Source organism: Streptomyces sp. NPDC032745 (assembly GCF_055579465.1).
Genome location: NZ_JBVING010000010.1, coordinates 1 through 18874 on the forward strand (window position 1 = coordinate 1; position 18874 = coordinate 18874).

Consider the following 18874-nt stretch of genomic DNA (forward strand, 5'->3'; position numbering starts at 1 on the left):
TGGTGCGTGCGATCGCAAGGCGGAGGAGGGAAGCGACGCGGAGCGTCGTTGACCGACGACAACGCGGCGAGCGTGCGTGCCAGACCCCGCCAGCCTGGGGGCACCTCCCAGCGGTAGCTGGGGGAGGGACTTTGACGACACGACCCAGGACGCGGCACACGACCCTGCCAGTACGGTACGGCGAAGGCCGCCACCCGCAGTGCTGCGGGTGGCGGCCTTCGCCGTACTCGGTGCCCGGTGGCCAGTGACCGGTGCTCAGTGGAAGAAGTGCCGGGTGCCGGTGAAGTACATGGTCACGCCGGCCGCCTTCGCAGCCTCGACGACCTGCTCGTCACGGACCGAACCGCCCGGCTGGACCACGGCCTTGATGCCCGCGGCGGTCAGGATCTCCAGCCCGTCCGGGAAGGGGAAGAACGCGTCGGAGGCCGCGTACGAGCCCTGCGCGCGCTCGGCGCCCGCCCGCTCGACGGCGAGCTTCGCCGAGTCGACGCGGTTGACCTGGCCCATGCCGACGCCGACCGAGGCGCCGTCCTTGGCGAGCAGGATCGCGTTGGACTTGACGGCCCGGCAGGCCTTCCACGCGAAGGCGAGCTCGGCGAGCTCCTCCGGGGAGAGGGCGTCGCCGGTGGCGAGGGTCCAGTTCGCCGGGTCGTCGCCCTCGGCCTGGAAGAGGTCGGACTGCTGGAGCAGCGCGCCGCCGGAGATCGGCTTCAGGTCACCGGGCTGGTGCGGGGTGCCGTCGACCTTCAGGACGCGGATGTTCTTCTTCTTGGCCAGGATCTCGACCGCGCCGTCCTCGTACGCCGGGGCGGCGATGACCTCGGTGAAGATCTCCGCGACCTGCTCGGCGAGCTCGACGGTCACCGGGCGGTTGACGGCGATGACGCCGCCGAAGGCCGACAGCGGGTCGCAGGCGTGCGCCTTGCGGTGCGCGCCGGCGACGTCCGCGCCGACGGCGATGCCGCACGGGTTGGCGTGCTTGATGATCGCGACGCAGGGCTCGTCGTGGTCGTACGCGGCGCGGCGGGCGGCCTCGGTGTCCACGTAGTTGTTGAAGGACATCTCCTTGCCGTGCAGCTGCTCGGCGTTGGCGAGCCCGCCCGGCCGGCCGTCCGTGTACAGCGCGGCGGCCTGGTGCGGGTTCTCGCCGTAGCGGAGGGTGGACTTGCGGTCCCACGCGCCGGCCAGGAACTCGGGCAGTACGGCCTCCGGCTCCGGGGCGTACGCATTCGTGAACCAGGAGGCCACGGCGACGTCGTACGCGGCGGTGTGCTGGAAGGCCTCGGCCGCCAGCCGCTTGCGCGCGGTGAGGTCGAAGCCGCCGCCCTGGGCCGCGGCGAGGACGTCGGCGTACCGGGCGGGGCTGGTGACGACGGCGACCGAGGGGTGGTTCTTGGCGGCGGCGCGGACCATCGACGGGCCGCCAATGTCGATCTGCTCGACGCACTCGTCGGGGGTGGCGCCCGAGGCGACGGTCTCCCGGAACGGGTAGAGGTTGACGATCACCAGGTCGAAGGGCTCGATGCCGAGCTCGGCGAGCTGGTTCCGGTGGTCCTCCAGGCGCAGGTCGGCGAGGATGCCGGCGTGCACGCGCGGGTGCAGGGTCTTGACCCGGCCGTCCAGGCACTCGGGGAAGCCGGTGAGCTCCTCGACCTTGGTGACGGGCACGCCGGTCGCGGCGATCTTGGAGGCGGTGGAGCCGGTGGAGACGAGCGCGACGCCCGCCTCGTGCAGGCCGCGGGCCAGCTCCTCCAGTCCCGTCTTGTCGTAGACACTGACGAGCGCGCGCCGGATCGGTCGCTTCGACGAGCTCGACGAGGTGGTGCTGCTCTCTACGGCGGTCACTGGATTGTTACCTTTCGTCCCTCAATGCGGTAGCCGTGCCGGGCCAGGCGCCCCACGACGTCGACGAGCAGCTGGCGCTCGACTTCCTTGATGCGCTCGTGCAGAGCGGCTTCGTCGTCCTCGTCCCGGACCTCGACCACACCCTGGGCGATGATCGGACCGGTGTCCACGCCGGCGTCCACGAAGTGGACCGTGCAGCCGGTGACCTTCGCGCCGTAGGCGAGGGCGTCCCGTACACCGTGGGCGCCCGGGAAGGCCGGGAGGAGGGCGGGATGCGTGTTGATGAAGCGGCCGCCGAAGCGGCCGATGAACGACGCGCCCACGATCTTCATGAACCCGGCGGACACGACGAGGTCCGGCGCGTGGGCGGCGGTCGCCTCGGTGAGGGCGGTGTCCCACTCCTCACGGGTCCCGTACGCCTTGACCGGGCACACGAAGGTGGGGATCCCCGCCTTCTCGGCCCGCTCCAGGCCGACGATGTTCTCGCGGTCGGCCCCCACGGCGACGACGTCGGCGCCGAAGCCCTCGGATCCGCCCGGGTGGGCGTCGATGGCGTCGAGCAGGGCCTGGAGGTTGGTGCCGGAACCGGAGACCAGCACGACCAGGCGGGAGGCGGCCATGGGAGGCCCTTTCTGCGGGAATGCTTCCATACATCTTGTGTGATCAGACAAAACTTCGGTATCCCGAAATACGGGGGACCCTACGAAGCCGCCGACCGCCTGCAACGATACCGGCACACCGGACAGCCCCCGAGGGACGGGGGGACGGGCGGGCGGTAGCGTCTGGCATACAAGCCGCACAGGGCCACGACACAGGGGAAGAAACGCACTCGATGCCGGATCGCCGCCAGCCCGACTCCTCCACCGACGACAACCCCTTCGCGGCTCCCCCGGAGGGCCGGCCCGACCAGCCGTGGCAGCCGCGCAGCGGTGGCGACGGCGGTGGCGGCCGCCCCGGCGAGGACCCCGGCACCGGCCCGAGCGGCCCCGTGCGCTGGGACCCGACGGACCCGGTCCAGCGGCGCGCCCGGTACGCGCTGCTGGCCGGCATGTGGGGCTTCTTCTTCGGGATCTTCGGGATCCCGTCGGTCGGGCTGCTGCTGGGTGCGCTCGCCCTGTACTGGGGGATCAGCGGGCTGCGCGGGAAGCCTGCGGCCGGATCCCCGTCGGGCGCGGGGGCCGACGCCGTGGCGGGCCCTGCCGCCCAGGGGGGCCTGGCGGCCCTCGGGCCGGCCGCCCGCCCCCAGCGGACGGCGGCGATCGGCGGGCTGGTCACGGCCTCGCTGGCGATCCTGCTGGCCCTGAGCTCGTACGGCTTGCAGCTGGCGTACAAGGACTTCTACATCTGCCGAGAGGACGCCCTCACCAAGTCGGCGGAGCTGCAGTGCAACACGCTGCTGCCGGACAACGTGCTGGGCAAGATCCTCAAGGTCCAGCAGTAGCGGCAGGCAGCAGCAGCGGCCGTCGGTGGCGGTCGCGCCGGCTCAGGCCGGGGGCCTGCGGCGGGGCAGTACGCGGGCGCCGGTCACGGGCGGTACGAGCGACCCGGACGGCTTGGGTTCCCGTGGCGCGGCCCGCTCCGCCGGGACCGGAGTCGGTGTCAGGTCCAGGTGAAGTCCCGTCATGACGGTGAACCGGCGCGATGGTTTGACGGGCGTGGCGGGTGTGGCGGGTGCGCCGGGTGGCGGGGTGGCGGGGATCCGCTCGGCGGGGGCCTGCGGCGCGTCCTGGGCCAGGTCGGGGATCAGGGCGCCCGCGGCACGCCGCAGGGCCTCCCAGCGCCGCTCCCGTTCGCCGCTGTCGTGCCACTCGTCCTCCCCCTCCACGGCGATCGCGTCCGCCTGCCGTGCGGGCCGGGTCCGCCAGGAGTGCACGGCCACCGCCACCGGCACCGCCGGCAGCAGCGTCCACGCGAAGGCCGCCGCGCCGGTCGCCCACCACACCGGGCCGAAGCTCGCCAGCCCCCGCGAGCCGAGCGGCCCCGACGAGGCCGCCGCGAGCCCGGCCAGCACCAGCGCGCACACGAGCGCGCCCAGAGCCGCCGTCAGAGCGGTTTCCCTGTACGAGACTTCACGCGCCCGGCGTACCGCGAACCACCCGACTGCCAGCCCGGCCAGCAGCGGCACCCCGGCGGTCGCACAGGTCAGCAGCGTCCCGGGCCCCTCCGGCGGCAGTGCCGCCAGCAGCGGGAACCTCGGCAGCGCGGGCGATCCGGCGAAGCCGAGCGGGGTCGCGGTCGCGCCGGTGCCGAGGGCGAAGCCGGGCCCCAGGGCGTAGGCCGCGCCCCACACCACGGCGTTCGGGAGCAGCGCGAGGGCGAGGAGCAGGACCGCGAAGCGGCCGGACCAGACCCCGGTCAGCGCCAGGAAGGACCCCTGGACCTCCGCGGCGTGCCAGGCGAGCGAGGCCCCGACGAGCAGCGCGCCGCCGCCCAGGAGGACGAGGGCCCCGGCGGCTCCGGCGCGGAGCGCGACGGCGTAGCGGGGGCGCGCGACGGCCCTCCGTACGCCCCCCGGCACCCACTCCGGCAGCGGCCCGACCGGACGCCCCTTGGCCGCCCACACCCCGCCGGCGGCGGCGAGCACGGCGACCAGCGGGACGTGCCAGGCGGCGCTGAGGGGGTCGGCGGGCATGGGGCCGCCGGCCGCGTAGACGGTGGCCAGCGATCCGACGGAGAGGTATCCGCAGGTCACGGCGGAGAAGACGGCGCCGGCAGGCAGGACCTCGTCCCCGTCGCTGCCGTCGCCCGAGGCGCTGCCGAGGCGGGCGGCTCGGCGCATGAGCAGGGCGGGCAGCGCGACGAGCAGCAGCGGGGTCACCCCGACGGGGGCCGGGACCCCGGAGAGGGTCTCGTACCGGATGAGCTCGGTCCCGTGGGCGAGCAGCCAGAGCCCGGCGGCCAGGTGCAGGGCGCCGCCGGGGCCGCTGTCGGGGTAGGGGGAGCTGATCCACAGCACGATGACGAGCACGGCGAGGAAGCCGAGCCCCAGCCCGGCGGCCACGGCCCCGCCCAGCACACAGGCCGCGGCGGCCGGCGAACGGCGCCGCCCGGCGGCGGCCCGCGGGGCGGGCGGCAGCACCGTCGGCAACGAGGTGCCGCGTTCGGTCACTTGGGTCACCCCGCCATGGTGCCAACGACACGCGCTATGGGCGTGTAACAGGCGAATGTCCGTGGTGTCGCTCAATATACGTTTTATGTACTTTTACGCCCAGGGCTGCCGGCAGGTCACGGGGAGTGTGGCATGACAGAGAGCGTCGAGGAGCCGAGGCTCCCCTCGCCCAAGGAACGCCGCAGACTGCGCGAGGCGGCGGGCCTGACGTACGAGGACGTCGCGACGGCGGTGGGCGTCACGGTCGGCACGGTCCGCTCCTGGGAGACGGGCCGCACGGACCCCCGGGGCCGCAAACGCGAGGCGTACGCGGGCTTCCTGACGGCCCTCCAGCCCCCGGACGCGCGTGCGCAGGACGCGGTGGCCGCCGGGTCGGGCGCGGCGGCCATGCCCCGGCACGATGCCAAGGTCAACGTCAGGGCCACTGCCCGCGGCATCGGCACGCCCGGCCGGACGACCCCCGGCCCGTCCGGCCGCCCCCCGGAGCTCCCGCATCACGACGACCACGCACCCGCGTCCGAGCAGGACCCGCCCCACGCACCGTCAGAAACCGCCCCCGAGGACTCCCCCCACCCGGAAGGGTCCCGGCAGGTCCAGGCCGCTGCCACGGAGCAGCCCGGGCAGCCGCCCGCCACGTCCCACCCGGAGGGGCCGGGACAGGACCCCGCCGCCCCGGAGGGGCACCGGCCCACGCCCGAAGGGGCCACTGCACCCCACCCGGGTGCCCCGCCGGCCGGGCCGGAGGGGCACCCGCAGGCACCGGACGACGCCACCGAGCAGCCCGGGGCGTCGTCGCCCGCCGCGGCCCAGCCCGAGGGGCCGGAGCAGACACCGGACGGGCCGGAGGCGGATCAGGAGGTTCCGGACGGTGGGGCTGCGGATGGGCCGTTGGGGCCCAGGGAGGTGTTCGATGCGCTGTACGGGTACGCCGCCCCCGCCCTCACGCGGCAGGCGTACCTGCTCACCGGCCGCCGACGCCTCTCCCAAGAGGCCGTCGAGCGGGCGTTCCAGCTCGCCTGGGCGCGGTGGCCCGAGGTGGCCACCGATCCCGACCCCGTCGGCTGGGTGCGCGCAGCCGCGTACGAGTACGCCCTCTCCCCCTGGCACCGGTTCCGCCGCGCCCACAAGCACCCCGACAAGGCCCCGGCCGCCCCCGCCGACCGGATCCTGATGGACGCCATGCTGGCGCTCCCGCCGGCCCACCGCCGTACCGTCCTGCTCTACGACGGCGTCGGCCTCGACCTCCCCGACACCGCCGCCGAGACCGAGGCCAGCACCCCCACCGCCGGCGGCCGCCTGCTGCACGCGCACGCCGCCCTCGCCGACCGGATCCCGGAACTGGCCGCCGCGCCGCCCGGGAAACGGTCCGCGCTGCTGCGCGAGCGGCTCGGCGCGGTCAAGCCGGCCGTCCGGCTGGAGCCCCGCGCCGCAGCCGCCGTACGCGTCGCCGCCGAGCACCGCGTCAAGCGGCTGACCCGCGCGGTCCTCGGCCTGAGCGCCGTGATCGCCGTCGCGACCGCGTACACCACCGCGACCGCGCCCCGGCAGTACGAGCCCCCCATCGCGCCCGGCGCGAGCGTCTCCGGGGTCCCCCCGCTCGGCGGCCCCCAGCGGCTCACCGACGAGACCCGGCAGCTGCGCGAGAAGCTGCGCGCGCATCCGGCGCACAGACCCGAGCGGCTCGCCCCCGGCCTGGAGTAGGGCGGGAGCAGAAACGGGCGTGGCCCGCACCCCGTTCGGGATGCGGGCCACGCCCGTACAGCCGTACACGAGTACAGCAGCGGCAAGCGTTACTGCGCGGCGTTCAGGATCTCGCGCGCGAGCTTCGCCGTCTCGGTCGGCGTCTTGCCGACCTTGACGCCGGCGGCCTCGAGGGCCTCCTTCTTGGCCTGCGCGGTGCCGGAGGAGCCGGAGACGATGGCGCCGGCGTGGCCCATGGTCTTGCCCTCGGGGGCGGTGAAGCCCGCGACGTAACCGACGACCGGCTTGGTGACGTTCTTCGCGATGAAGTCCGCCGCACGCTCCTCGGCGTCGCCGCCGATCTCGCCGATCATGACGATCAGCTCGGTCTCCGGGTCGGCCTCGAAGGCCTCCAGGGCGTCGATGTGCGTGGTGCCGATGACCGGGTCGCCACCGATGCCGACGGCGGAGGTGAAGCCGATGTCACGGAGCTCGTACATCATCTGGTAGGTCAGCGTGCCGGACTTGGACACGAGACCGATCTTGCCGGGCTTGGTGATGTCGCCCGGGATGATGCCGGCGTTGGACTGGCCGGGGGTGATCAGACCCGGGCAGTTCGGGCCGATGATCCGGGTCTTGTTGCCCTTGGCGGTCGCGTACGCCCAGAAGGCGGCGGAGTCGTGCACCGCGATGCCCTCGGTGATGACGACGGCCAGCGGGATCTCGGCGTCGATGGCCTCGACGACGGCGGCCTTGGCGAAGGCCGGCGGGACGAAGAGGACGGAGACGTTGGCGCCCGTCTTCTCCATCGCCTCGGCGACGGAGCCGAAGACCGGGACCTCGGTGCCGTCGAAGTCGACGGTCGTGCCGGCCTTGCGCGGGTTCACGCCACCGACGATGTTGGTGCCGTCAGCCAGCATCAGCTTGGTGTGCTTCATGCCCGTGGCACCGGTCATGCCCTGGACGATGACCTTGCTGTCCTTGTTGAGGAAGATAGCCATGTGAGTCTGTGACCTCTGCCCTTACTTCGCAGCCGCGAGCTCGGCGGCCTTGTCGGCCGCGCCGTCCATGGTGTCCACGCGCTGCACCAGCGGGTGGTTGGCGTCCGAGAGGATCTTGCGACCCAGCTCGGCGTTGTTGCCGTCGAGACGGACGACGAGCGGCTTGGTGACCGCCTCGCCCTTCTCCTCCAGCAGGGCCAGCGCCTGGACGATGCCGTTGGCGACCTCGTCACAGGCGGTGATGCCACCGAAGACGTTGACGAAGACGGACTTGACGTCCGGGTCGCCGAGGATGATCTCGAGACCGTTGGCCATGACGGCGGCGGAGGCGCCACCGCCGATGTCCAGGAAGTTGGCGGGCTTGACGCCGCCGTGGTTCTCACCGGCGTACGCGACGACGTCGAGGGTGCTCATGACGAGACCCGCGCCGTTGCCGATGATGCCGACCTCGCCGTCGAGCTTGACGTAGTTGAGGTTCTTCGCCTTGGCGGCGGCCTCGAGCGGGTTCGCGGCCGCGTGGTCCACGAACTCCTCGTGGCCCGGCTGGCGGAACTCGGCGTTCTCGTCGAGCGAGACCTTGCCGTCGAGCGCGATGACGTCGCCGGAGGCGACCTTCGCGAGCGGGTTGACCTCGACGAGGAGCGCGTCCTCGGCGATGAAGGTGTCCCACAGGGTCACGAGGACCTCGGCGACCTTCTCGGCGACCTCGGCCGGGAACTGCGCCAGCGCGACGATCTCGCGGGCCTTCTCGATGGTCACGCCCTCGTTGGCGTTCACCGGGACCTTGGCGAGCTTCTCCGGGGTCTCCTCGGCGACCTGCTCGATGTCCATGCCACCCGCGACCGAGGCCATGGCCAGGAAGGTGCGGTTGGTGCGGTCCAGCAGGTACGAGACGTAGTACTCCTCGAGGATCTCGGGAGCGGTCTCGGCGATCATCACCTTGTGGACCGTGTGGCCCTTGATGTCCATGCCCAGGATGTCCGTCGCGCGGGCGACGGCCTCGTCCGGGGTGGCGGCGAGCTTGACGCCGCCGGCCTTGCCGCGGCCGCCGACCTTCACCTGCGCCTTGACGACCGACTTGCCGCCCAGCCGCTCGGTGGCCTCGCGAGCCGCCTCAGGCGTGTCGATGACTTCACCGGCCAGCACCGGTACACCGTGCTTGGCGAAGAGGTCCCTCGCCTGGTACTCGAACAGGTCCACGCGCGTCCGTCCCTTGTCTTCAAAGATTCGCAGTGATTCGCGGTTGTCTGCGTGGGCGTGCCGCGGAGGGCAACGTGACGGCGCTGTCACTAGGGAGGCGCACACGGTGACCGTGGACGCGGCATGTCCGTCCCGCAGGTTATCCCCGTGGGACGTGGGTCCCTAAATCGCAGATCACACCTGAGCGGTGATACCTGTCACAGATCGCCTCACGGTTGAACTGGAAGTTCGTGTGATCCGCCAGGCCCGGCCGCGCCGATCGGGGACGGTTCGGGGAGCGGCGCGGCGGCGGGTCGGGGGACGGGCGGGGGCCGGTTCGGGACGCGGGCGGTGGCGGGTCCGGGGACGCGTCAGGGGACGGGCAGGGGGCGCTTCTCCAGGGCCGCGGCCATGACCTCCGGGAAGAGGTCGGGGGTGCAGGCGAAGGCCGGAGAGCCCAGTGCCGCAAGGGCCGCGGCGTGCTCGCGGTCGTAGGCGGGAGCACCCTCGTCGGACAGGGCCAGGAGGGTCACGAACTCGACTCCCGACGCCTTCATCGCCGCGACGCGGCCCAGCATCTCGTTGCGTATGCCGCCCTCGTAGAGATCACTGATCAGGACCACGACGGTGTCGGCAGGGCGGGTGATCTTCGACTGGCAGTAGGCGAGGGCGCGGTTGATGTCGGTGCCGCCGCCGAGCTGCGTGCCGAACAGGACGTCGACCGGATCGTCGAGCTGATCCGTCAAGTCCACGACGGCGGTGTCGAAGACGACGAGCCGGGTCGCGATCGAACGCATCGAGGCGAGCACCGCGCCGAAGACGGAGGCGTAGACGACGGAGGCGGCCATCGATCCGGACTGGTCGATGCAGAGGACCACCTCCTTCTTCACCGCCCGGGCGGCGCGCCCGTACCCGACGAGCCGTTCGGGGACGACGGTCTTGTACTCCGGCAGGTAGTTCTTCAGATTCGCCCGGATGGTCCGGTCCCAGTCGATGTCGGCGTGCCGGGGGCGGCTGGTCCGGGCGGAGCGGTCGAGGGCGCCGGCGAGGGTGGCTCGGGTGCGGGACGCGAGCCGCTCCTCCAACTGCTCGACCACCTTGCGGACGACGGCCCGGGCCGTCTCACGGGTCGTCTCGGGCATGGCCTTGTTGAGAGAGAGCAGCGTCCCCACGAGATGGACGTCGGGCTCGACGGCCTCCAGCATCTCGGGCTCCAGGAGGAGGGTGGACAGGCCGAGCCGCTCGATGGCGTCCCGCTGCATGACCTGGACGACCGAGCTGGGGAAGTACGTACGGATGTCCCCGAGCCAGCGGGCCACGTTGGGCGCGGACCCCCCGAGCCCCCCACTGCGCTCCCCGCCGCTCTTCGGGGCCCCGCCTCCGCCGTACAGCGCCGAGAGCGCGGCATCCATCCCGGCGTCGCGCCCGCTCAAGGCACACCCGGTCCCGTCCCCGTCCCCCCCGAGCACCATCCGCCACCTGCGCAGCCGCGCCTGCGCGGCGGCGTCGCCCACTGCCGGGATCCCCGTACTGCTCATCTGCCCGTCCCCCTGTGCTCGTCCCGGCCACCGGCCCGTGCCGACGGCGCGTATCCGTTCCGTCTCCGACGCACCGAGCCCCCGTACCCGCCGGTGCCAAGCGCCCCGCCCCGCCCCATCGCTGCGCGGAGCCGTCCCCGCCGCGCGCTTCCCCCGTTCCCCGGAGCTCCGCCCGGACCCGCGCGCATCCGGCCCGACGCCGGCACATCCGGCCCCGCCGGCGATCGAGGCGCGGGGCCCGGTGAGCCCGCCGGGGCGTCGGTGGTCATCCCGGGGCGGGGAGGAGGAGGCGGAGGACGGGGAGGACCGCGTCCGCGCGGGCGGCGTCCAGGGTGGGGGCGAAGCCCGCTGGGGCCCGGGACGGCACCTGCTTCGCCGACGGGCCGCGGCGGACCAGCTCGCCCAGGCTCCGCTTCACGCCCGCCTCGTACGCCCCGAACGTCCTGCGCAGCAGCGGCAGTACGTCGGTGAAGGCCCGCTCCGGCACCCCGGTGAGCCACGCGTCGACCAGCCCCAGCAGCCGCTCGTCGTGGACCAGCAACGTGCCCCCGCCTCCCGCGAAGCCGTCGATCCAGCCCGCCGCGTCCGCCGGCGACGCCGCCGGGGACAGCGCGAGACCCATCAGCCGCGCCGTCTCCTGCGCCGGCAGCCGCCCGTCGTCCAGGAGCAGCCTGGCCGCCCGCCCGCGGATCACCCCCGGCACCGTGTCCCGCCCGGCCAGCGCCCGCAGTACCGCCGACCAGCGATCCCGCAGGCCGTCCGCCTCCAGGAGTCCGATCGCGGCGTGGACCCCGTCCACATGCCCCCGCAGTTCCGCTGCCGCGTCCCCGTCCAGGCCCGCCGCGCACGCGGGCGGCAGCGCCACGCATATCCGCTCCGCGAGCCCGCCCGCGACCGTGCCCAGGGCCGACGCGTCCGTCCCCCGTACGTCCCCGTACCGCAGCGAACGGGCCAGCGCCGGCAGGGCCTTGGCCAGCCGCGCCACGTCGGTGTCCAGCGCGGCCCGGTCCGCGAGGGCCCGCAGGACGGCGGGCAGGGCCTCGGACAGCCCGGCCAGCAGGCACCGCTCGGCCAGCGCCGTCACCTCGCCGAGCTCCGCCGCCCCGGACGCGTCCGCCTCGGCCTTGGCGGTGGCGGCCGCCACGACGGTGGTGCCCCAGATCCCGGCCTCGGCGACCCGCACCGACAGCTCCGGCTCCCAGCGCAGCCGCCACGTCTCGCGGAACGTCCCCGTGCTCCCCCGCGAGACGGCCGGCGTGCCCCAGTCGATGCCGAGCAGCCGCAGCCGGTGCAGCAGCAGGGACTTGGCCGCGTCGCTGTCCTTGCGCAGGTCGAGCTCCAGCTCGCGCTCCTGCGCCTCGGCCTTGAGCCGCAACGAGCGCTGCTGCCGGGTCAGGTCCCGCTGCAGGGGTACGACGGGCGCCCCGTCGGGGACCTCGCCGAGCACGTCGCCGACGACCAGGCGGTCCTCGACGAGCGCGAGCGGTATGTCGGAGCCGTCGCACATCACGGCCCGCACCGCCTCGAGGGTCTCCGTCAGCCCGGCCACCGGCCGCCCGCGCACCGCGGCCAGCGTCCCCGCCAGCCGGACCGCCTCGATGACGTGCGCCGGGGAGACCTGCCGGTCCTCCTCCCGCAGCAGCCCGGCGACCTTGGTCAGCCACCGCTCCACCGGCCGGTCCCGGGCCGCGAAGAGGTGCGCGTACCAGCCGGGCGAGGTGATGCCCGCGCCGTACCCGCCGGCCCGGGCGAGCCGCCGGTGGGTCCAGGGCACCCAGGTGGTCTCCACCTTGACCTTGGGGAGCCCCGTGAGCAGCGCCCGGTCCGCGGCGGCCGTGGTCTTCGCGCGCAGCGCCGGCACGTGCCAGGCCCCGCACACGACGGCGTACGCATCGCCGAACTCCCGGCGGGCGGCCCGCATCCGCTGCCGCATGTACGCCTCGCGCACCAGGTCACGCACGTGGCCGCCGTCCCCGTAAGCCTCGCGCAGCGCCCCCATGGCCTCCCCCAGAGCCTCGAACGCGGCGAGCGGGTCCTCCCGGACGGCGCCGCGGTGCTCGACCACGTCCTCCCACCAGCGCTCGGGATCGTCGTACCCGGCGGTCTCGGCCAGCACCGCGAGGGGGTCCGGCCGTACGGACTCGGCCGCGTCCGGGTCGGTGTCGGTCTGCGCGGCCAGCGTGTGCGCGGCCGGGAGGTCGATGAACCGCACCGGAACCGGCACCTCCTGCTCCTGCGCCCAGCGGATGGCGACCCACTCCGGCGAGAACGCGGCCAGCGGCCAGAACGCGGCCCTGCCCGGATCGTCGGAGGCGTGCGCGAGCAGGGCGACGGGCGGCCGCATCCCCGGGTCGGCGGCCAGCGGCAGCAGCGCGTCCCCCTCCGGCGGGCCCTCGATCAGCACGGCCGCCGGGCGGGCCGCGTCGAGGGCGGCCCGCACCGCGCGGGCCGAGCCGGGCCCGTGGTGCCGTACGCCCAGCAGCAGCGGCCCCCGCCGCTCGGCGGCCCGGCCGCTCGTACCGTTCATGCCGTCACCTCCCGGCAGGCGCGGTAGAAGTCCTTCCAGCCGTCCCGCTCGCGCACCACGGCCTCGAGGTACTCCTGCCAGACGATCTTGTCGGCGGCCGGGTCGCGGACCACGGCACCGAGGATCCCGGCGGCCACGTCGGACGGACGCAGGACGCCGTCGCCGAAGTGGGCGGCCAGGGCCAGGCCGCCGGTGACGACCGATATGGCCTCGGCGGTGGACAGGGTGCCGCTGGGCGACTTCACCTTCGTACGGCCGTCTCCGGTGACCCCGTCGCGCAGCTCGCGGAAGACGGTGACGACGCGGCGGATCTCCTCCAGGCCCTCGGGCACGGCCGGCAGGTCGAGGGCGCGGCCCATCTGGTCGACGCGGCGGGCGACGATGTCGACCTCGGCGTCGGCGGTGGCCGGCAGCGGCAGCACGACGGTGTTGAAGCGGCGGCGCAGCGCGCTGGAGAGCTCGTTGACCCCGCGGTCGCGGTCGTTGGCGGTGGCGATGAGGTTGAAGCCGCGCACGGCCTGCACCTCCTGGCCGAGCTCCGGTATGGGGAGCGTCTTCTCGGACAGGACGGTGATGAGGGTGTCCTGGACGTCGGCCGGGATGCGGGTGAGCTCCTCGACGCGGGCGGTCATGCCCTCGGCCATGGCCCGCATCACGGGGCTCGGTACGAGGGCTTCGCGGCTGGGTCCGTGGGCGAGGAGGCGGGCGTAGTTCCAGCCGTACCGGATCGCCTCCTCGGGGGTGCCGGCGGTGCCCTGGACGAGGAGGGTGGAGTCTCCGCTGACGGCGGCGGCCAGGTGTTCGGACACCCAGGTCTTGGCGGTGCCGGGCACGCCGAGCAGGAGCAGGGCGCGGTCGGTGGCGAGGGTGGTGACGGCGACCTCGACGATGCGGCGCGGGCCGACGTACTTGGGCGTGATGACCGTGCCGTCGTCGAGGGTGCCGCCGAGGAGGTAGGTCGCGACGGCCCACGGGGAGAGCTTCCAGCGCGTCGGGCGGGGCCGGTCGTCGGCGGCCGCGAGGGCTTTCAGTTCGTCTGCGAAGGCGTCTTCGGCGTGCGGCCGCAGCGCCTCGGCGCCCTTGCCGTTCCCGGGCATGGTCATGGTCCCCCTCCAATGCTCGGCAGCCGCTCCCGACTGCTGGAACAACCGTGCACCACGCCACTGACAACGCCCTTCCCTCATACCGTTGTTGCAGGTCAGAGCGATTGTCAGTGGGGGTCTCTACGGTGGGACACATGACTGAGCAGGCGGTCCGCTGGACGGCGGAACAGGTACTGGCCCTGGCCCCTGACGATGCATCACGCAAGGCGGGGGCCAAGCTGGGCGGGGCGGGTCCGTGGTCGCAGACCGGAGATTCCGCTTCCGGTTCGGTGTGGGGTTTGTGCAAGGGCAGCGGCAGTACGCCGTACCGGACGGTCGTGGACCTGAGGGGCCCGGCGTACACGTGCTCCTGCCCGAGCCGGAAGTTTCCGTGCAAGCACGCGCTCGGGCTGCTGCTGCTCTGGGCGGCGGAGGGGTTCGGCGAGCCCGGTGAGGCGCCGGACTGGGCCGCCGGATGGCTGGCGGAGCGGGTGGCGAAGGCCGGGCGCCCCGCGGCCGCGGCGGGCAGACCGGCGGACGAGGAGGCGGCGAAGCGCCGGGCCGAACGGAGGGCGGCCCGGATCAGCGCGGGCGTCGGCGAGCTGGAACAGCGGCTCGAGGACGTGCTGCGCGGCGGCCTGGCCGGCCAGCAGCAGGCGGGGTACGCGCCCTGGGAGGAGACGGCCGCACGGATGGTCGACGCCCAGGCGCCCGGACTGGCGGCGCGGGTACGGGAGTTGGGGACGATACCCAGTTGCGGTCCAGGATGGCCCGCCCGGATGCTGGAGGAGGGCGCGCTGCTGCACCTGCTGAACCGGGGTTGGCTCGGGCTGGCAGGTCTGCCGGAGCCGCTCGCCGCGACGGTCCGGAGCAGGGTGGGGCTTCCGGGTACCGCCGCGGAGGGGGAGGCCGTACGGGACCGCTGGCTGGTGCTGTCCCAGTACGACTCGGTGTCACCGGACGGCCGGCTCACCACCCGGCGGACTTGGCTGCACGGGCTGGGGAGCGGGCGCCCGGCCCTGGTACTGGACTTCGGTCCGCCCGGGCGGCCTCCGGGGCTGGCACTGCCCGTGGGGCTGGTGCTGGAGGCGGAGGCCCGCTTCCGGCCCGGTTCGGCGGGGCTGCGGGCGGATCTCGGGGAGAGATCCGCGGCGGCCGCGCCGTGCGACCGGATCCCGGCCGGGGTCGGTACGGGGGCGGCACTGGAGGCGTACGGGGCGGCGCTGCGGGAGGACCCGTGGCTCGACTCGTGGCCGGTGGTGCTGGGCCCGGTGATCCCGATTCCGGGGGAACCGGGCTGGCAACTGGCGGATGCGGAGGGCGACTCCGCGCTGCCGGTCACGCTCGCCGGCGGCGGGTCGCGGTCCGGGCTGTGGCAGCTGGCCGCGCTCTCGGGCGGCGGCCCGGTCACGGTGTTCGGCGAATGCGGACACCGCGGATTCACTCCATTGACGGCGTGGCATCCGGGCTGCCCGGAACCGGTCGCCCTGGTGTGACGGCGCCGGGGGCGGTGTAGGGGAGGGAGCGTTGGCGCGGGGGCGCTGACGTGCACAAACGACGAAGCCGGGGGGCTTTTGTGAACGACAACCACGCAAGCTGAAGGGTCGGCGGACGGGACACGAAAGCTGCTCCGGTCCCGCGGAGGGGGCGGGACCGGAGCACTGCACGACGAGAGGGAGGGACGCGGTGACGGCCAAGACGACCACGGGCACGACGACAACCACGACTACGACTACGACTACGGGTGCCACCGCGGACGCGGGTTACGGGGAGTGGGAGGAGCTGGTCGGGGCCGCGCTGCTGGGGACGGGACGGCGGCAGGGGAGTCCGGCGGCGCTGCTCGACGCGGCGGCCGTGCAGACCGTACGGCGCCGGGCCGGGCTGCGGCCCGCCGAGGCGGGTCCGCGGCCGGATCCCGCGCCACGGGATCCGCGCCCGGCCCCGCCGGAGCCGGCCCGGCGGCGGCTCGCCCAGCTGCTGGCCGGCCGGACCGGCGCGGGCAGCGGCGGCGGGCGGCGCGGGGCCGCCCCGGATCTGACGGAGCTGCTGCCGCAGTGGCTGGCCGCCGCCGGGCGGTACGGCTACCGGGCGCCGGCCGCGCTGGTGCCGGCGCTGCTGGACGCGGCCCGGGCCCGTACGGACCTGCGCCCGCAGGCGCTGGCCCTGGCCGGGGCGCGGGGGCTGTGGCTGGCCCGGCTGAACCCGGACTGGCGGTTCGCCCTGCGCGGCGGGGCGGGCGGCGCGGGGGAACTGCCCGGCCCCGAGGACCGGGCCGGGGTGGAACGACTGTGGCAGGAGGGGCTGTTCGCGGAGCGCGTGGCCCTACTGGGGGCCGTACGGGCGCACGAGGCGGCGGCTGCGAGGCGGCTGCTGTCGACGACCTGGGCCACGGAACGGGCCGAGGACCGGCTGATGTTCCTCGATTCGCTACGGGTGGGGCTGACGGCGGGGGACGAGCCGTTCCTGGAGGCGGCCCTGGGTGACCGGAGCCGCAACGTCCGGGCGACGGCCGCCGAGCTGCTGTCCGCTCTCCCGGAGTCCGCGCTGGCCGGGCGGATGGCGGAGCGGGCGCTGGCCTGCGTGGGGCCCGAGGGGGTTGCCCCGCCGGCCGAGTGCGATGCGGGGATGCTCCGGGACGGGGTGGTCAAACGGCCGCCGGCCGGGCGCGGGGAGCGGGCCTGGTGGCTGGGCCAGCTGGTGGAGGCGGCGCCGCTGTCCTGCTGGCGGGAGCGGTTCGGCGGGCTCGGCCCGGCGGAGATCGTGGCGCTGCCGGTGGCCGAGGGCGAGAGCTGGCGGGAGGAACTGCACGCGGCCTGGTGCCGGGCGGCCGTTCGCCAGCGTGATCCGGACTGGTCCAAGGCCCTGCTCGGCGCAGCCTCGGCGCCGCCCGCGACGGCCCCCGGCACGGCGTCGCTCGCGGAGCGGGCGAAGCTGCTGTCGATCCTGCCGGACGGGGAACGGGCGGAGTGGGTCGCGGAGTTCATACGGGCCCACGGCCTTTCGGAGGCCTTCCAGCTGCTCGGCGTGTGCGTGGTGCCGTGGGCGGGGACGCTGGGACGGGCGGTGGTGGACGCGCTGGACGCCGCGCGGGAGGCGGGCAGCTACCCGTGGAGCTTCAGCGGGGTGATGGGCCTGGCGGAGCGCTGCCTGGATCCCGCGGCGGCCGACCATCTGGAGTCCCTGACGACGGCGTCGGACGGCCCGCCGGACACGTCTCCGGGCGCGGCGGCGTACTGGTCGGAGGCCTTCCAGCGGCTGGTCGCCACGCTGCGCCTGCGCGCCACGATGCTCGCGGAGCTGGCCCCGCGGCCCTGACCTGCCCGGGGGGTACCCGCTGCGCGGCATTCGACTCCGCGCAGCGGTGGCCCGGCGGCTACGCGGTTCGGACGTTGGCGCGGACCCAGTCCACGATCGACGTCGTCGTTGCGCCCGGGGTGAAGATTTCGGCCACGCCCTTTTCCTTCAGGGGGGCGATGTCGTCGTCCGGGATGATGCCGCCGCCGAAGACCTTGATGTCCTCCGCGTCGCGCTCCTTGAGGAGTTCGAGGACGCGCGCGAACAGCGTGTTGTGGGCGCCGGAGAGGATCGAGAGGCCGATCGCGTCGGCGTCCTCCTGGATCGCGGTGTCCACGATCTGCTCGGGGGTCTGGTGGAGGCCGGTGTAGATGACCTCCATGCCGGCGTCCCGCAGCGCACGCGCGATCACTTTGGCCCCGCGGTCGTGGCCGTCGAGACCCGGCTTGGCCACCACCACACGGATCGGACCGGTCACACCCATCGCACTGCCTCCCGAGTGAACGAACGTTAAGTACAGCATCGCGCACACCCCCGTTTCGCGGTCAACCACGAGGGGGAAATCACACGTGGGACGGCGTTGATTCACCGCCAGGGGAGCCGCACCGGGGGCGCCGCGCCACCGTACCGACAGCCGCACGGCACGGTGGCGCGGCCGGCCGCAGCCCCAAGAGGCGCTGTCCCACAAGGCTTAGGGGGGCCGTCCATGGGGGTGTCCATACCCGTACCCGTGTCCGGGGCCGCGCTGCGGGCCGGCGTGCTCGAGGCGGTGGTCCTCGGCGGCCACCTGCTCCTCTACCCGACCGGGATACGCCAGGAGAAGCCCGCCGAAATCGGCAGAAAACACCTCGGACAGACACCCGCACTCCTGCTGCACGGGTTCACCGACAACCGGTCCGTCTTCGTCCTGCTGCGCCGCACGCTCGCCGCGGGCGGACGCCGACAGGTGGAGACGTACAACTACTCCCCCTTCACCCGCGACCTGCGCGTCACCGCCCGCCACCTCGCCCGGCGCGTCGAGGAGCTGTGCGAGCGCACGGGACAGGAGCAGGTGGACCTGGTCGGGCACAGCCTGGGCGGACTGGTCGGGCGGTACTACGTCCAGCGCCTCGGCGGCGAGGCCCGCGTGCGCACGCTCGTCACGCTCGGCACCCCGCATTCCGGCACGCGGGTCGCCCCCTTCATGGACGCCCACCCGCTGGTCCGGCAGATGCGCCCGGATTCCGAGGTGATGGCCGAACTGCGGGCACCCGCGCCCGGCTGCCGGACCCGATGCGTCGCGTTCTGGAGCGAGTTCGACGAGCTGATGGATCCGACCGAGACGGCCCGCATCGAGCATCCGGATCTTCGCGTGGAGAACGTGCAGGTCACCGGTATCGGGCACCTCGCCCTGCCCGCCCATCCCGCCGTGACGGCGGCGGTCCGGCGCACGCTGGACGGATCCGGTCCGGCCGCGGTCGAGAGCCTGGGAGACGCCGCTTCCGTCGCGTGAACACCAACCCACCCGGACTCGAACGGATTTCGAACTCAAGGCCAAGGCTCGGCCTTGCCGCGACCGAAAGACGGCCGAATGCCCGGTTCCGGAAAGCTCGGAGCCTCTCGAAGATTGTCGTTGCCAG

Annotated in this window: 14 protein-coding genes; 5 read left to right on the forward strand and 9 right to left on the reverse strand. The window is 74.1% G+C overall.

Features of this window, described 5'->3' with window-relative positions; all coding sequences use genetic code 11:
• Positions 1-255: 255 nt before the first annotated feature.
• Both purH and purN read right to left on the reverse strand, forming a co-directional pair.
• Positions 256-1845 carry a bifunctional phosphoribosylaminoimidazolecarboxamide formyltransferase/IMP cyclohydrolase gene (purH, locus tag ACZ5WG_RS24770; RefSeq protein WP_468725999.1) on the reverse strand — a complete coding sequence of 530 codons (1590 nt, stop codon included), beginning with the start codon at positions 1843-1845 and terminating at the stop codon, positions 256-258.
• Positions 1842-2465 carry a phosphoribosylglycinamide formyltransferase gene (purN, locus tag ACZ5WG_RS24775; RefSeq protein ID WP_468726000.1) on the reverse strand — a complete coding sequence of 208 codons (624 nt, stop codon included), beginning with the start codon at positions 2463-2465 and terminating at the stop codon, positions 1842-1844. Before purN ends, purH begins: the two co-directional genes overlap by 4 nt.
• A gap of 212 nt (positions 2466-2677) precedes the next feature.
• Here purN and ACZ5WG_RS24780 point away from each other — a divergent pair, with 212 nt between their 5' ends.
• The gene (locus ACZ5WG_RS24780; RefSeq protein ID WP_468726001.1) at positions 2678-3286 is read left to right on the forward strand and encodes a hypothetical protein; all 609 of its coding nucleotides are present in this window, start codon (positions 2678-2680) and stop codon (positions 3284-3286) included.
• Positions 3287-3328: 42 nt separating this feature from the next.
• Here the strand turns inward: ACZ5WG_RS24780 and ACZ5WG_RS24785 are convergent, their stop codons facing one another.
• Positions 3329-4963, reverse strand: a complete 1635-nt coding sequence (locus ACZ5WG_RS24785; RefSeq protein WP_468726003.1) for a cell division protein PerM — start codon at positions 4961-4963, stop codon at positions 3329-3331.
• Positions 4964-5086: 123 nt separating this feature from the next.
• Here ACZ5WG_RS24785 and ACZ5WG_RS24790 point away from each other — a divergent pair, with 123 nt between their 5' ends.
• Complete coding sequence (locus ACZ5WG_RS24790) at positions 5087-6655, forward strand: helix-turn-helix domain-containing protein (RefSeq protein WP_468726005.1); 1569 nt, start codon at positions 5087-5089, stop codon at positions 6653-6655.
• 89 nt (positions 6656-6744) lie between these two features.
• Here ACZ5WG_RS24790 and sucD read toward each other — a convergent pair whose 3' ends face one another.
• The 5 genes from sucD to ACZ5WG_RS24815 form a co-directional block, all read right to left on the reverse strand.
• Positions 6745-7635: a succinate--CoA ligase subunit alpha gene (gene sucD, locus ACZ5WG_RS24795; protein WP_030710487.1), complete on the reverse strand. Its 891-nt coding sequence runs from the start codon at positions 7633-7635 to the stop codon at positions 6745-6747.
• A gap of 21 nt (positions 7636-7656) precedes the next feature.
• Positions 7657-8835 carry an ADP-forming succinate--CoA ligase subunit beta gene (sucC, locus tag ACZ5WG_RS24800; RefSeq protein WP_366100195.1) on the reverse strand — a complete coding sequence of 393 codons (1179 nt, stop codon included), beginning with the start codon at positions 8833-8835 and terminating at the stop codon, positions 7657-7659.
• Positions 8836-9185: 350 nt separating this feature from the next.
• On the reverse strand, positions 9186-10352 hold the full coding sequence (locus tag ACZ5WG_RS24805; protein WP_468726007.1) for a vWA domain-containing protein: 1167 nt from the start codon (positions 10350-10352) through the stop codon (positions 9186-9188).
• 265 nt (positions 10353-10617) lie between these two features.
• On the reverse strand, positions 10618-12879 hold the full coding sequence (locus ACZ5WG_RS24810; protein WP_468726009.1) for a DUF5682 family protein: 2262 nt from the start codon (positions 12877-12879) through the stop codon (positions 10618-10620).
• The gene (locus ACZ5WG_RS24815; RefSeq protein WP_468726010.1) at positions 12876-13982 is read right to left on the reverse strand and encodes an ATP-binding protein; all 1107 of its coding nucleotides are present in this window, start codon (positions 13980-13982) and stop codon (positions 12876-12878) included. Before ACZ5WG_RS24815 ends, ACZ5WG_RS24810 begins: the two co-directional genes overlap by 4 nt.
• 134 nt (positions 13983-14116) lie before the next feature.
• Here ACZ5WG_RS24815 and ACZ5WG_RS24820 point away from each other — a divergent pair, with 134 nt between their 5' ends.
• Together ACZ5WG_RS24820 and ACZ5WG_RS24825 are read left to right on the forward strand one after the other, a co-directional pair.
• Positions 14117-15457 (forward strand): SWIM zinc finger family protein, encoded by a 1341-nt coding sequence (locus ACZ5WG_RS24820; protein WP_468726012.1) that lies wholly within the window; start codon positions 14117-14119, stop codon positions 15455-15457.
• A 190-nt stretch (positions 15458-15647) separates the two neighbouring features.
• Positions 15648-17276 carry a DUF5691 domain-containing protein gene (locus ACZ5WG_RS24825; RefSeq protein WP_468726014.1) on the forward strand — a complete coding sequence of 543 codons (1629 nt, stop codon included), beginning with the start codon at positions 15648-15650 and terminating at the stop codon, positions 17274-17276.
• 58 nt (positions 17277-17334) lie between these two features.
• Here ACZ5WG_RS24825 and ACZ5WG_RS24830 read toward each other — a convergent pair whose 3' ends face one another.
• On the reverse strand, positions 17335-17739 hold the full coding sequence (locus ACZ5WG_RS24830; protein ID WP_383505609.1) for a cobalamin B12-binding domain-containing protein: 405 nt from the start codon (positions 17737-17739) through the stop codon (positions 17335-17337).
• 222 nt (positions 17740-17961) lie between these two features.
• Between ACZ5WG_RS24830 and ACZ5WG_RS24835 the strand changes: the two genes are divergently transcribed.
• A complete protein-coding gene (locus ACZ5WG_RS24835) occupies positions 17962-18747 on the forward strand; it encodes an esterase/lipase family protein (protein ID WP_468726016.1) in 786 nt (261 codons plus the stop codon).
• Positions 18748-18874 lie beyond the last annotated feature (127 nt).